The following is a 13,520-nucleotide window of genomic DNA, read 5'->3' as shown; positions in this document are numbered from 1 at the left end:
ACAATGCTTCGACCCAGGTACGTATGTAAGCAAAATCTAAAAAAAAGCCGCTATGGTTAGCGGCTTCCATGAGACATACAAATGATAAAGTCCAAGCACGATAATCTATTCAAAGTCATTGTTTGTATCGTGATTGTATGCTTCGATGCTCAAACCATCCCATCATTTTACAGAACAACGGGCTTCATTTGCCCATCCGCTCCAAACTGAATCGGATCAATACACACTTCCCGGTGGTACCCTTTTCCCTCGGAAAACCGCGATAACGGAGTGACAAAACGATGGTAAGCCATGTGGTACTGATCTGTTCCAGCATCATGGAAGATACAGTGATGTCCTGTTCCAAGCATGTCTTTTTCTACATTTTTGCTTAAGACAGGGTAGTGATAGGTGACCGGGCCATAGAGGCTTTCCGACGTACCGTAATTGACATGATAATCCTCACTTCCCGTATCATCACAAGACCATGTGAAGTGGTACAGGCCCTCCCTCTTTAATACGGTTACGGCCTCCCTGAAATCATGCAATCCTGCAAGGTTACGCATCGTTTCTTCACGAACAGTAATCATATCGTCACTAAGCTCCACAATGGCAGCATCCCCGTTGCCGAATAACAGATACATCTTCCCATCCTGCTCAGCATAGATTGAAGGATCAATGGCTTGCCCCATCTTGATATCAAGACGTCTTAATTGATCCATTGTAATTAAAGGCTCAGGCTCCGCTCGGAAAGGACCCGTTGGGGAATCCGCAATAGCCACACCAATAGCACTTTCCTGATTAGGCATTTTGCCGCAGAAGTAATAGTAATATTTGTCGTTGCTGCTGGCAATCGCTGGTGCCCAAGCATTTCCGATGGCCCAAGGCACATCATCCGTTGCCAGATCAAGAATGATCCCTTCATCCTGCCAATACTGCAGATCTCTGGAGGAAAACACCTTGAACTGTGTACCTGACCATCCATCAAAACCATCGGTAGTTGGATACATATAGTAGCGGTCGCCAAACTTCGCCACATCAGGGTCAGCATATTGACCAGCCAGTACCTGGTGACCGTCTCCATAAGCGGCCAGCAGACGATTACCTTCTTCCGCGGTGATGGGCAGAATGCCGCCGTGCCGTTTCTTTGTCGTCCCCATATCAAATTCATTCTCCGCTGCAATGCGGAAGTCTCCACTTGCCAAGTCAGTGGTCAGAAGTGGAAGATACCCCTTCCCCTCGGCAAACCGATCCACTATTAGGCACCACTCTTCCCGGTCATTGAATTTGAAGATTTGCGGCCCTTCTACTCCCATCAACGCTTCGAGCACAGGCGCATAGAGCGGAGTGAATGCATCCTTATCCAGAGAGCTCCCCTTTTCAACACGAATGTTTTTGGTTGTTTCATCCTTGGAGTAACGGTAGTAGGAACCAGATGAAGCAAGAACGGTGGTATCAATGATGTGATTCTCACGCTCAATATATTTTTCGGATGGAGTGAATGTACGGAAGTCTTTGGTACGTGCGCTATAAATCTTTTGTTTACGTTCAGATTCATCTGCATCTTGTGTGGCCGAGGCCCAGAATACAAGAAACTCATCAGCCGCCTCATCATAGACGGCTTCAGGTGCCCACACACAACCTGCACCCGGGGTGCCAAGTGTAACTGTCCAAGAAGAAGACCAATCCATGAGATTACTGGACTCCCATACGACAATATCACGACTTCCTTCGTTTACAGCAACACCCCAGCCTTTGCCGTTTGCGATTCGCAGATCGGTAGCAATCAGATAAAACTTGTCTTCCTTAGCGGAGCGAATGAGAAACGGGTCGCGTACGCCCTGTTCCCCCAGATTGGAGCGTAATACGGGTTTACCTCCGTTTAAATCCTTCCAATGAAGGCCATCCTCGCTATATGAAAAATAAACCTGCTCTCCATCGGGCTGTTCACCGATAAAATGCACAAAAAGATATCCTGCGTAATTTGTGTTTGTATTCAACAAGTTTGGTAGCCTCCTAAGTATGTATACTCAATTCGATTTAAAAGAAAGCGCTTAACCTAGTGTTATCATACTTCAATTCAGGGCTTAGGAATAGGGAAACTTCCTGCTCTTCCTCATTTACCGTTGTGGTGTATACGATTACAATGGTAGAGTTCTATCATAATCTGAAGATGAAATGGAGACCCTTTTAATGATTCAATCGATTATACATATTGCCTTGGTCGTTAACGATTATGATGAAGCAATCGAATTTTACACTCAGAAATTAAACTTCACATTGCTTGAAGATACGTATCAACCTGAGCAGGACAAAAGATGGGTGGTGGTCTCCCCTCCGGGATCTATAGGCACAACCATTTTACTCGCAAGAGCTTCCAAACCGGAACAAGAGCCATTTATCGGCAACCAGGCGGGTGGGCGTGTTTTCCTGTTCCTGAATACCGATGACTTCTGGAGAGATTATAACGACATGGTTGCTAAAGGCATTGAATTTGTAAGAGAGCCGAAGGAACAAGACTATGGCATCGTTGCTGTATTTAAAGACCTTTATGGAAACCTGTGGGATTTGCTGCAAATGAATGAGGACCATCCCATCTCCAGACGTATGAAGTAGTGTTCAACTGCAAGTAGAGATAACTTTAGCTAGAATGTTTATCTTAAGCAAAAAAATGAATGTAGCCCCTCTCTTCCGAGGGGCTACATTCATTTTTAAACCATTAGTTTAGATCATTTCAACATTGCTGTGGAGTGTCTGCTTGTACAACTTTGGTTCAACTTACCTTTTATTTCGCTTGCTGCTTCTTTAGATTCTTCCCTTCTCCTCCTGCGCCATGGAACGAATGTAGAACGCCCCAAGTACGGAACAGAGCAAGAAAGAGAAAAATGCAATCGCTGCGGCCTGTTCGCGCTCCTGAAATACACTGAACACCTGTTGCATAGATACGCCGAGCATTTGGGGAGAGTTGGCTCCGATCAGAAACGGCGCGGTGAACGAACCGATCACTCCCATAAAGACAAAGGTGATTGCAACAAGGAACGTTTTGTAGGACAGTGGGAAAATAAACCGGGTAAACAGCGTCAACCTGCCTACACCTATGTCCTTTGCACTTTCGATCACTGATGACGGGATTCCCGACAGTGCTGAACTGAGCAGCATCGTGGTAAACGGTATGTTGAACCAGAGGTTCGCAATAATAATTCCTTTTTCATCAAAAATGATACGTGGTAACGTTACCCCCACCACTTCCAGCATACGTGCCAGCCAGCCATGGTTTCCAAGCAGATTAATCAGACCATAGGTTGCGATGACCCCCGGGATAAAAAGCGGAATCATGTACGTTTTACGAATCAGATTCACAATCGGACCTTGATTGAAACGCATGTAGATCGCCAGACTGTAACTGATTAGCATGACGACGATGCAGGTTATTACTGTGATTCGCAGCGTAAAAACGATATTGTCACGCATGCCTTTATCGGTAAACAAAAACGTGTACCTGCTCAGATCATAACCGCCTGCATCATTGCTCAGACTCATTATAAACGATTGAATAATTGGAATGATGACCACAATCAGCAGGATGGCGAAGGAGGGGAGCACCATCGCTATGCCTGTAATTGACTGCCTGATTTCCTTACTCATTGGGCCGCAACGTCACTCTGCCAGCGTTTGTTAATCTCTGTGCCCAGATCCCCGATGTTGAATGTGCGGAAGCCCTCAGCTACTCCATCAAATTTGCTTTGTACTTCACTAGACATGTTGGAGAGCTCGATTCCTGGGAATCCATTCATTTTGTTTACAATCACTGCTTGTGCTTCTGGGGAAAGAACAAAATCCAGGAAAGTGTTGATCGCTTCTTTTTTGTCCGACGCTTCATTCACCATCAGGTATGTTGGTCCACCGTTAAATCCTGGCGTAATCTGTTGCATTTTGATGGTGTCCGGCAGCAATCCTTCGTTTAATTGTTGCAGTACCATATCAGACCAAGCTGGGATCATGGATACTTCTCCATTCATGAGCAAGTCCAGGGTACCCTGATTTTTCTTCGGATAGATCCCCTTGCCGTATACAAATGGTCCAATTTCTTTAAGGGTATTAAAACCGGCACTCCACTTCTCCATAACCGCTGGATCGGGGTTGTGAATGTCTTCTTCCGGCAGGTCTTTATACACGATCGTTTGCACAAAAGAGCTTCCCGAACCGCCAGTTGAAGGGTCATTATAGGCAAATTTCTCAGGGTTTGCTTTGATCCATGTCAGGAGTTCATCCAGTGTTTTGGGAGGATTGCTAACTTTACTGCTGTCATACGCTAGCACCACTGCGGATGAACGATAGGGAATCGCATAATTGTTAACATCCTTCATCGTGTTTGCATTAACTTTGCTCAGATTAGGAATGTCCTTTGCATCCAATTGTGCCCATACGCCATCTTTTATCCCTTGAGAAACAGTGACGATGCCATCCTCATACAGATCGATATCTCCTGATCCTTTGCCTGCCTTCTTGGCAGCAACGATGCGGTCATATGTCGGCTCTGCTCCAGTTCCTGATGGAATGTAGACCATTTTTACGTCGATATCCGGGTGTTCTTTTTCAAACATAGGTTCGAGGGAATCCCACAGATCCTTAACATTTTGTGAGCCTGTAAAGTAGAAGTTAAAGGAAACGGGTTTACTTGATGCCGCTGCACTGCTTTCACTTGAAGCTGTCTTCGCATCACTTGCACTGCCACAACCAGCTAATAGGGACATCGACAATCCAACTACCGTCAACAATGATAAAAAGGGCTTTTTCTTTGGCATATTTTTCATCCTCCTCAGTATGATTCCTCATGTGGATATGCAATCATTTTGCTGATCGAAACGTAAATGTCCTTGCCTGTGTGAAGCTGTTCTACTCGATCTTTGTTCAGAAAAGCACGGATAACGCCTAACTGGCCCAGATCAACGGTAACTTCTGCATAATGCCCCAAGATCATGACTTGTTTGATCTTACCTGCCAAGGACGGATGATCCCTTGCGATGAATTGCAACTGTACATCTTCCGGACGAACGGCTGCGATCACCTGTCCATCCAGATTTTTTTCATTCGGGAGATGGATATCTCCAATTTGGATGCTCTCCTGTGCTGCCACCCCTCTCAGGAAATTCATTTTGCCGATAAAACTGGCAACATATAATGAAGCAGGCTCATCATAGATTCGTTGAGGCTCTGCGATTTGTTCGATACGCCCATGATTCATAACGATGATGCGGTCGGATAAGGACAAGGCTTCCTCCTGATCATGTGTTACAAATACCATCGTGAGTCCGGTGTTCATCTGAATCTCACGCAATTCCTCACGCATCTCATGTCTCAGTTTGGCATCCAATGCTGAGAATGGCTCGTCCAGTAAGAGCACCGCCGGATTAAGCAGCAAGGATCGTGCAAGAGCAACCCGTTGCTGTTGTCCACCGGACAGCTCGGCCGGATATTTTTTGCCAAAGCCTGATAACCGAACCAGTTTGAGCGCATCCTCTACAGCGGATTGAATCTCGGCCTTGGATTTTTTACGAATCTTCAGACCAAACGCCAGATTGTCGTATACAGACATATGGGACCATAGATTATAGCTTTGGAACACCATGGAAGTTGGCCTTTTCTCAGGCGGGAGTTGTATTACGCTTTGGCCTTCGATCAGAATGTCGCCAGAGTCCGGTTCGAGAAATCCACCTATGCTTCGCAGCACGGTTGTTTTACCACAGCCTGAAGGACCCAGCAGCGTAACCAGTTCTCCTTTTTGAATATCGATGTTGATCCCACTGACCCCATCACCGGTTTTGTAACGTTTGGATAACGCGCGTACAGACAACTGCATCTTACTAACTGCCTCCCTTTTGCCCCGGTATCGAGACCGAAACGTTATTATTTCATCTGAAAACCACTTGCTAACACATCGGCACTCACGAGTCGCTGGGCTGCCACGAGCAGAATGATGGTTGGTAGCGTCAAAATAATCGAGAATACGGCTCCAGCGCTGCTTGGAAAATCGGAAATGATTGAATACATCACAACAGGCATCGTTTTATAATCGGGGATTCCAACCAGAAACGTTCCCTGCGCTTCATCAAGTGAATTGAGAAAGGTGAAGATAGATGCAACCATGATGCCAGGCATCGCCATAGGCAGTGTGATGCTGCGGAACACTTTGAAGGGGCTCGCTCCAACATCTCGAGCGGACTCTTCCTGTGCCCGATGTACATTACGGAAGGCCGAGGTCGGAATCCAGGTCATAAACATCAGTACGTTGATCATATGGATCAGCACAACACCAAGCAGGGTATTCATCAGACCAAGCTGATAGAAAAGCACAGCGATGGATACGTACAACCCCATTTTGGGAAATGCATGTGTCAGAAGGAACGAAAACAGAAACATACGCTTAAGCGGAAACTGCAGTCTGGCAAAAGCATACGCAGCCGGAATACAGATCACGATGGACAGCAACGTTACGAGCGTCGCAATCAGGAAGGATAAGGAGATCGACGAGACAATGTCATCCTTAGCCAGTACAAATTTCCACCATTTGAACCCCCAGATCTGAGGTAGAATGTCCGGGTAATTCCATTTTTCAGTAAATGCAAGTACCAGCAGATTAACCAGAGGCCCTGCAAAGAAAATGGCGAATAGAGTTAGTAACACGAATTCAATGATTCTCCTTGGTCCAACATGTTTCCAATACCACAACATCGCTATTCCTCCTTTCTTTTCGTTGATTGACGAATCAGTACGTGGCTTTCATATTCGGTCAAACGAGGTACATTCTCTTCCCCACGTATCAGGCGATCCAGAAGGGATACGGCATCCCGTCCAATGCCTGTAGCATCCACGCTGACGGTTGTTAGTGAAGGGTGAACCATTATCGATAACTCTGTGTTATCGTAACCCATAATAGCTACATCTCCCGGGATTCGCATGCCACGATCTAACATGGCCTTCATTGCTCCCAGTGCCAGCATATCGTTTGTACTGAAAAGAGCACTGTATTGTCCTTCCCGGAATGTTTGATAGTACTCTTCCATCAACTGGTGCCCGGATTCAAAACTCGATTCCGAGGATTGCAGAATACGAACCTGTCCTTCAGATACGGATAAACCAAACCTTTGCAAACGTTGGCAAAAACCTTTCAGCCGTAACGAGTGGCTCCGATGTTCGCCTGGCCCGGCAATGATGAAAAATCGGCGGTGTCCACATGCAACCAAATGTTCTGCTGCACGTTCACCTCCAGCCTCGTCGTTGCTAACGAGATGCACAACCTCAGGATCTTCGGTAGATCCGTTGACCATGAGATACGGAATATTGAATTTTTTTACGTAATCGATTACGTTCTTCTGTAGTCTGCTCACCAGAATAAGTCCATCCACACGCTGCTCCAGCATATAGTCGGTAGAGCGTAACGACATTTCCCGATCTGTCTTCAAAAAGATCGAGTAACCCAGCGCTTCGGCGGCCATTAGAATCTCATCAATGATTCGCCCATATAGTGTGTGGGATACAATCGGTAGCCTGTCCCGAAATACGATGACACCGATGTTATACGTGCGTTTGGAAACCATGGCTCTTGCCACCGCGCTAGGTTTGTAGCGGAGCTGATCGACAGCCTGTAGTACACGCTCTCGTACATCCGGACTTGCGTACCCGTTTCCAGAGATTACACGCGATGCTGTCGATTTGGACACACCCGCCAGCTCTGCGAGTTCACGCAGACTATAGTTTAGCTTTTGGTTCAACCTGCTTCTCCTCCGCTCGTTTCATCTCTTCTCGCAAAGTCGTCAGTTTCAGCGGATTACGCGTTGTGATAGAATCGACACCCCAGCCTGCTAGCGTACGCATATCCTCTACGTCCATGACCGTCCATACATAGATATCAAGACCGTTTGACTTCACAATATCTATAAGCTGCTCTCTCACAACTTGAAAGGGCAGGTTCAGTCCAAAGCAGTCAGCATGTTTGGCCTCTTCGCACATCTGAATAATGGCATCCGCATAGTTGAGACGTTCGAGATGTTGAAGGTTCACATTCAGCAACCGGCGAATTTCAGGTGCATACTTGCCAGCTTTCAAAGCAGTGTCGTAGGCACAACCACTTAGAAATACGTGTTCTTTCATGTTCATCTGCTCAATCAGGGCAGACACGGGCTCTAATGCACGATCCGTTTTGATATCCAGGTTCATGATGTTACCTGCCTTGCGAATATGCACCAGCATCTCCTGAAGGGTCGGGAATGGCGTTAGACTCATGGCATGTACCTCATTCAACGAGAGCTTTTCGAGACTTCCTTGTCTTCCGTCGCCGAGTTCGATCCCATCATCATGTGCCAGTACTGGGATGCCATCCCGGGTTATCCGAATATCATCTTCATAAATATCTATCCCAAGTGCTAAGGAGGCTTGCAGGGATTCAAACGAGTGATCCGGATACCCCATACTGCCGGTATGCGCTGTAATCAGCGGAAAGCTACTCATAACGGCTTCCCTCCTTCCTCCCAATAGATCGCGTTGGTAAACGCAATTCGTACATAGGCGCCTTGCATCGTGCCCCAGCATTCGGCTCGAATCCATCTTCGAGGTGATGCTCCATCGTTTGTGGACAACGGCATCTCCAGTTCCAGAACATGCTCATTGTGTTGCATGATGACCTCTGCGTGCCCTTCCTCTCCCAGATTGGAGTACAGCACTAACCTTAAAGGCTGCTCGGGCAAAGACCATTTCCCGGCACGTACAGAGAAGTCCAAAGCGATATGCGCCAGCAACTGTTGTGTAGTATTTAGCGTCTCAGGAAGCGTTGCCGGAATCATAGAACCCAGCGGGTACAAAATTTCTCCAACGCTCAGTGTCAGTGTGAGCAATGGCCCCATCGTTACAGATATTCTTCCTTCACGCAAGGAGCGAATCAAGCGATCGGTGTGATGCGAAGCCATGTTTGCCTCTTCCTCAATGCCAAGGTATGTGACAGAGATGGGGTCATTGGTCATATCCTGTGAATGCCAGTCTCGCCCTGATGTGGCCGCGATGCGGCATCCTTCATTCAGTTTTTGTGTCCACAAATCAAAAGCTCGATGATTATCCGTTCGAATGGAAGGAAACGTACCTGACCACACTTCGATATAATCCATACTGGACCAGTCGGTAATATCATATTTCCAGAAGCAACCTGTGCAGGCAGGACTTCCGATGCGGAATGGATGTGCGATTCCGGCAATACCGCCGTGTTGATGAACGGCCGCGATCCCTTTTTCAATATGCTCCCGACTCACATCACGCCAATCTGCAAATTCATGAAGTCCAATGGTCACCATATGACCGTAGAAGGTCGTCCACTCCATACCAGGGATGATGTATAACTCATATTTTTGCTCTATCTCATCTTTGCCGATCAGACCAGACATCGTGTTATGGTCCGTCAAAGCGATTGCATCGAACCCGAGATCAACAGCGCCTTTAACGAGTTCCTCCAAAGTTTGACTGCCATCACTATGCAGCGTATGGGTATGCAGTTCACAAGCGAGCCATCTCATAGGTTGTCCTCCTCGGATGTCCAGATTTGCATCTGGTACGTACACTCTTCTGTGACAATACAATGCACGCTCAACATGATCGTCCAGGTCCCCGCAGGAAGTTCACCCGGCATCAGTCCAGGGGAAGCATCCATTTTACTTATGTAAAGTTCCTGGATCGGGTCATGGCGATGACATGCTCCTCTATATCGATTGGTATCATCCAGCGAGAGTGTAATCAGATTTTTTAACGGGAGATGACGAGTTGCGTTGGCAATGGCGTATTCCCGGTGTTCGGGTAAAATGTACAGATCGTAACTTTCCATAAGCAACTCTATGGATCTATCCTGATCCTCAAGGGTTTTGGGTCCATATTGTAAACGCATATGAAGCTTCGAACATCCGGCTTCAACGACAAATGGCATGCATATATGTGTCTTTGAATCATGGGGAGTGAGGCTTCCTTGCAGATCCAGCACCTTCATTTGAACCACACCGCCCTTCAGCGTGTTATAAAAAATGAAATGATTGTTCAGTGTGGGACCGTTCCCACATCCAATACTATGTTAAGGTGAAATCATCAGCCCTGTTTCAGGCACATGTTAATATTCTGTAAAGCACAAAAAGGCCTATCTTCTATTAAAAGAAGACAGGCCCTAGTCGTGTGGATCTACCTAAATTGTTTTCGCATTGACAGAGGAGATTTCTGTATTTTTCCAACCCATCATTTATTTTCTTAAAGCATCAGTAACAAATGCCTACACGTGTGTTTATAAAACGGCGGTCGCTAAGTTGACGATAGGTGAATTCAGCGGTATCGCCAACGGTAATTTCTGTGCCGCCCTCAGGTAAGACGTCACGCTCTACCCGGTAGTTGCCGCGGACCTCCCCATCTGGCAAATACGTAGGGCATACAATGGTCCACTCCGGGGTGGACTCTTTAAGCAGTGTGTACACTTGTTCATGTTCCTCAGCGGCCCTAGTTGACTTGCGTTTGGATTCACTCGACTGAAATCGCAGTTTCCCAGGCTCGGTTCTGCTTTGCAGAATACCGGCTGTTCCTACGGTAATGATTCGTTTTATGCCCTCGTGCTGCATGGCATTGATGAGTAACGGCATGCTTTTGGATAGTGTGGTTGTTCCATCCGTGTTCAGCGCGCTGATTACCGCATCAACGCCGTGCATGGCATGGACAAGATCATTGGGTTCAAGTACGTTACCTTCGATAATGGTCAAGCGATCGTGTTGCGTGTTTATTTTCTGTGGAGTACGGACCAATGCAGTTACCTGATAACCGTCCTGAAGCGCATATTTAACGATATGGCTTCCGACACGTCCAGTAGCCCCAAGCACTAGAATATGCATATTGAAACCTCCTGATTTTGTTTTTGTGTTCATTGTGTGATATACCGGCATTTGGCCCGTAAAACAATAGAATAACAAAAAAAGCGTTATACGGGTACTTTAAGTACGCCATATAACGCTGCTGTTTCAATGTGTAGTGATCGTTTCAGTGAACTCCTTAATCTTTTCAGCAATCTCCGTGGGATGGGAGCGATACAAGTAATGTCCGGCCTCCAGTAAAACCATCTCTCCCTGTTCAACGTTCGCGATCTGTTTCACATGCTCTGCGACCCATTCTTTCACGACAGGGTGATTCTTCTGCACAAAGAAAAGAACAGGTAAATCCGAAGGCCATGTAAGCTGTTTCGCTGCCTGAAAATTGGAATACATGCTCACAGCCTCGTTTAATTGTGTATTGTTATACATATTTTTGCGTATCAAAATGTTCAATTGTTCTCTGGTATCGTCGTCATAGGAAAGCCCTTCATACGGGTCATCAGTCAGTTTCAACTGAACACGGGCAAAACCAAGGTTACGGAACCATTTAATTGGCTCGATGTCGGATGCTTCAACTTTTTGCTCGCTAAGAGACGGAACACTGTGATCTAGCCCAATGAACGCCTGCACCTCATCCTCGTATCGGTTCACATATTCTAGACTGTAGAGACCTGAGATGGAATGCGCCATGAGCGTATAACGTTTGATACCCAGGCTTTGCAATGCACTATGTATCTCATGTGTGATATTAGCCGAACTACGTTCCTTGTCGGTCTGCTCACTTAGTCCGTAACCAAAAGGTTCAATAACTACGACCTTATAATGAGGACTTAGTTCGGAGATGAGTGGCTTAAAATCAAGTGCAGGAGAAGCTGTTCCGAACCCAGGTAAAATGACTATTGTTTCTTTCCCTTCACCCTGCATGAATACGTTCATTCGTTTTCCATCGACAGATACCTGTTGCCCGTAGTTCTCCAGTCGCTTTTGTTCAGCATGACTGCTGACTTGGTTCACCGTGAACACGGTCGCGATGAAAAGCAGGATGACGATAAGTATAGAGACTACGACTTTTAGTAAAAGTTTAAGAACTCGCTTGGCTTTGGAATCCTGGCTTGCTTTTGTTTTTTTTGAATCTGAATGACTTGGTTCGATCAACACCTTCAGCTCCTTTATGTCATGTTTCCTTCTGGGGTGGGTCTTGCTCTACTCCAAGTCAAGTGTACTCAACTTCGATGTCCCTAGAATGAATGCAATATGAACGGAACATGAACGAACGCTATAAACCTTCCTTCCACCTTATTTAAATGTAAAAACACCTCCAGTCATGATATCCCATAATGAACGGGGACTGCATGTTGCTGAAGGTGTGCAGGCTTATAATCGTTAAACTGTCGTTCGTTTCATGTGAGTTCTTAATATAATTTCTCCAGATAGTCAACCAGTTTCTGATGAAATTCAGTTTCTGAGCACCCTAAAATACCTTTGAGATCCTGCGGCTGACGGATCAATTGATTCAAAGCCTCTATACCGTACTTCTCTAGGACAAACTCGACAAACATATACGAGAATTGGAATCCTTTCTTGGTTTCAAAATCCCATGTATCATCGTCTAATTGAGCAAAGGTGGGAATCGAATTCGTGCGAATGGCCTCTTTCGTCGAATTTTCCAGAAAATCGGGTGTCATCAGTTTGGCATCGTATCCGCCGATTCCTTGTCTAATCCATTTGGGGGCCTTAGGATTAATCTCCTCAATCAGCCACATGGAAAACAGGTGAATCGTACCTTTAATAATAGACTCGTAGGTATGCTCGGGTCCGGGATTGAGTGGTGATACGATCTTAAGAATGTTTTCTTCATACGTACCCGTGAACCAGTTAGGCGCATCCGCTTCCCCCACAGCCCGATGAAAGGTTGGGAGATCTGGATACATTTCAATGATGACTTTACGTTTGGGCTGGTAGTTGTATTTGGTCACAAGTCGTTCGACATTACCGCTTAGTTCCGTGAAGAGATCATGATTTGCTTTTTTCAGACGGTTGTCCGAATGTTCTGAACTTCCTTTATTTTCTATAGAAATCAATTGTTCAATCGACATGGTGGCCATGTTCCCCCATTCATTTAATTCATGCTTGAGCTTTCCAAGGGCGCGGTATAAACGGTTCTTCACTGCGCTCTCACGCATGCCAACAATACTCGCAATCTCGGGTAGCGTACAATCTGCGAAAAAACGTAACGCAATAATCTCCTGATTTTTCTCATCCAGTGTCTGTAGTGCCGCGCCAATGTCAATTCGAAAGTCAACATACTTTGTAAACTCAAGAGTGATGGACTGCGATTCTAATTGTGTAAAATCAAGCGGTGTTTCGTTCTGACGTGACAATCTGCGATATTCGTTTTTTAACGTATTCTGGGCAATCTTGAAAATCCATGTGAAAATATGCGCGTTCCCTCTAAAACGATGCATGTTCTCCGATGCTTTCATAAATACCTGTTGGGTAAGGTCGTCTGCAGCCGCGGCATTTAATTTCAGCAAAAAGTAACTTCGTATGCGGTCACGATATAATGCATAGATGCGTTCAAATCGGGTAGTGATGTCCTGTTCATCCGGATAAACAGCTGTGAATTCTGTGTCATGAGCTCCTGACATGGTGTGAACCTCC

The 13,520-nt window shown here is 46.0% G+C and carries 13 protein-coding genes; 1 reads left to right on the top strand and 12 read right to left on the bottom strand.

Annotated features, from left to right (window positions below; genetic code table 11):
* Positions 1–167 precede the first annotated feature (167 nt).
* Positions 168–1,979, bottom strand: coding sequence for a family 43 glycosylhydrolase (locus ABIE27_RS14335; protein ID WP_429350766.1), 1,812 nt, complete (start codon positions 1,977–1,979; stop codon positions 168–170).
* 193 nt (positions 1,980–2,172) lie between these two features.
* Between ABIE27_RS14335 and ABIE27_RS14330 the strand changes: the two genes are divergently transcribed.
* Positions 2,173–2,595, top strand: coding sequence for a VOC family protein (locus ABIE27_RS14330; protein ID WP_429350765.1), 423 nt, complete (start codon positions 2,173–2,175; stop codon positions 2,593–2,595).
* Between the two features lie 189 nt (positions 2,596–2,784).
* Here ABIE27_RS14330 and ABIE27_RS14325 read toward each other — a convergent pair whose 3' ends face one another.
* The 11 genes from ABIE27_RS14325 to ABIE27_RS14275 all read right to left on the bottom strand — a co-directional run bounded on the left by ABIE27_RS14325 (position 2,785) and on the right by ABIE27_RS14275 (position 13,507).
* Positions 2,785–3,624: an ABC transporter permease gene (locus ABIE27_RS14325; protein WP_123066611.1), complete on the bottom strand. Its 840-nt coding sequence runs from the start codon at positions 3,622–3,624 to the stop codon at positions 2,785–2,787.
* On the bottom strand, positions 3,621–4,784 hold the full coding sequence (locus ABIE27_RS14320) for an extracellular solute-binding protein (protein ID WP_429350764.1): 1,164 nt from the start codon (positions 4,782–4,784) through the stop codon (positions 3,621–3,623). Before ABIE27_RS14320 ends, ABIE27_RS14325 begins: the two co-directional genes overlap by 4 nt.
* Positions 4,785–4,798: 14 nt before the next feature.
* Entirely contained in the window at positions 4,799–5,839 is a 1,041-nt protein-coding gene (locus tag ABIE27_RS14315) for an ABC transporter ATP-binding protein (protein WP_429350763.1), read from the bottom strand.
* Between the two features lie 47 nt (positions 5,840–5,886).
* The gene (locus tag ABIE27_RS14310; protein ID WP_429350762.1) at positions 5,887–6,711 is read right to left on the bottom strand and encodes an ABC transporter permease; all 825 of its coding nucleotides are present in this window, start codon (positions 6,709–6,711) and stop codon (positions 5,887–5,889) included.
* A 2-nt stretch (positions 6,712–6,713) separates the two neighbouring features.
* Complete coding sequence (locus ABIE27_RS14305; protein ID WP_429350761.1) at positions 6,714–7,751, bottom strand: LacI family DNA-binding transcriptional regulator; 1,038 nt, start codon at positions 7,749–7,751, stop codon at positions 6,714–6,716.
* The gene (locus ABIE27_RS14300) at positions 7,729–8,487 is read right to left on the bottom strand and encodes a glycerophosphodiester phosphodiesterase (protein ID WP_429350760.1); all 759 of its coding nucleotides are present in this window, start codon (positions 8,485–8,487) and stop codon (positions 7,729–7,731) included. Before ABIE27_RS14300 ends, ABIE27_RS14305 begins: the two co-directional genes overlap by 23 nt.
* Entirely contained in the window at positions 8,484–9,539 is a 1,056-nt protein-coding gene (locus ABIE27_RS14295) for a CehA/McbA family metallohydrolase (RefSeq protein WP_429350759.1), read from the bottom strand. The genes ABIE27_RS14300 and ABIE27_RS14295 overlap by 4 nt, the downstream gene beginning before the upstream one ends.
* The gene (locus ABIE27_RS14290) at positions 9,536–10,003 is read right to left on the bottom strand and encodes a hypothetical protein (protein WP_123066604.1); all 468 of its coding nucleotides are present in this window, start codon (positions 10,001–10,003) and stop codon (positions 9,536–9,538) included. The genes ABIE27_RS14295 and ABIE27_RS14290 overlap by 4 nt, the downstream gene beginning before the upstream one ends.
* 259 nt (positions 10,004–10,262) lie before the next feature.
* On the bottom strand, positions 10,263–10,883 hold the full coding sequence (locus ABIE27_RS14285) for an NAD(P)-dependent oxidoreductase (protein WP_123066603.1): 621 nt from the start codon (positions 10,881–10,883) through the stop codon (positions 10,263–10,265).
* 126 nt (positions 10,884–11,009) lie between these two features.
* Positions 11,010–12,017, bottom strand: coding sequence for an alpha/beta fold hydrolase (locus tag ABIE27_RS14280; RefSeq protein WP_345789280.1), 1,008 nt, complete (start codon positions 12,015–12,017; stop codon positions 11,010–11,012).
* A gap of 254 nt (positions 12,018–12,271) precedes the next feature.
* Positions 12,272–13,507: an RNA polymerase sigma factor gene (locus ABIE27_RS14275; protein WP_123066602.1), complete on the bottom strand. Its 1,236-nt coding sequence runs from the start codon at positions 13,505–13,507 to the stop codon at positions 12,272–12,274.
* Between the last annotated feature and the right edge of the window lie 13 nt (positions 13,508–13,520).

The organism is Paenibacillus sp. 4624 (assembly GCF_050435065.1).
Lineage (GTDB): Bacteria > Bacillota > Bacilli > Paenibacillales > Paenibacillaceae > Paenibacillus > Paenibacillus amylolyticus_D.
The sequence above is the reverse complement of the archived record's forward strand: the minus strand, read 5'-3'. Positions and strand labels throughout refer to the sequence as shown.

Bases quoted from the DNA above. Each gene is read 5' to 3' on its own strand.
- ABIE27_RS14330 (WP_429350765.1), top strand. From the start codon at position 2,173: ATGATTCAATCGATTATACATATTGCCTTGGTCGTTAACGATTATGAT.
- ABIE27_RS14325 (WP_123066611.1), bottom strand. From the start codon at position 3,624: ATGAGTAAGGAAATCAGGCAGTCAATTACAGGCATAGCGATGGTGCTC.
- ABIE27_RS14320 (WP_429350764.1), bottom strand. From the start codon at position 4,784: ATGCCAAAGAAAAAGCCCTTTTTATCATTGTTGACGGTAGTTGGATTG.
- ABIE27_RS14315 (WP_429350763.1), bottom strand. From the start codon at position 5,839: ATGCAGTTGTCTGTACGCGCGTTATCCAAACGTTACAAAACCGGTGAT.
- ABIE27_RS14310 (WP_429350762.1), bottom strand. From the start codon at position 6,711: ATGTTGTGGTATTGGAAACATGTTGGACCAAGGAGAATCATTGAATTC.
- ABIE27_RS14300 (WP_429350760.1), bottom strand. From the start codon at position 8,487: ATGAGTAGCTTTCCGCTGATTACAGCGCATACCGGCAGTATGGGGTAT.
- ABIE27_RS14295 (WP_429350759.1), bottom strand. From the start codon at position 9,539: ATGAGATGGCTCGCTTGTGAACTGCATACCCATACGCTGCATAGTGAT.
- ABIE27_RS14290 (WP_123066604.1), bottom strand. From the start codon at position 10,003: ATGAAGGTGCTGGATCTGCAAGGAAGCCTCACTCCCCATGATTCAAAG.
- ABIE27_RS14285 (WP_123066603.1), bottom strand. From the start codon at position 10,883: ATGCATATTCTAGTGCTTGGGGCTACTGGACGTGTCGGAAGCCATATC.
- ABIE27_RS14275 (WP_123066602.1), bottom strand. From the start codon at position 13,507: ATGTCAGGAGCTCATGACACAGAATTCACAGCTGTTTATCCGGATGAA.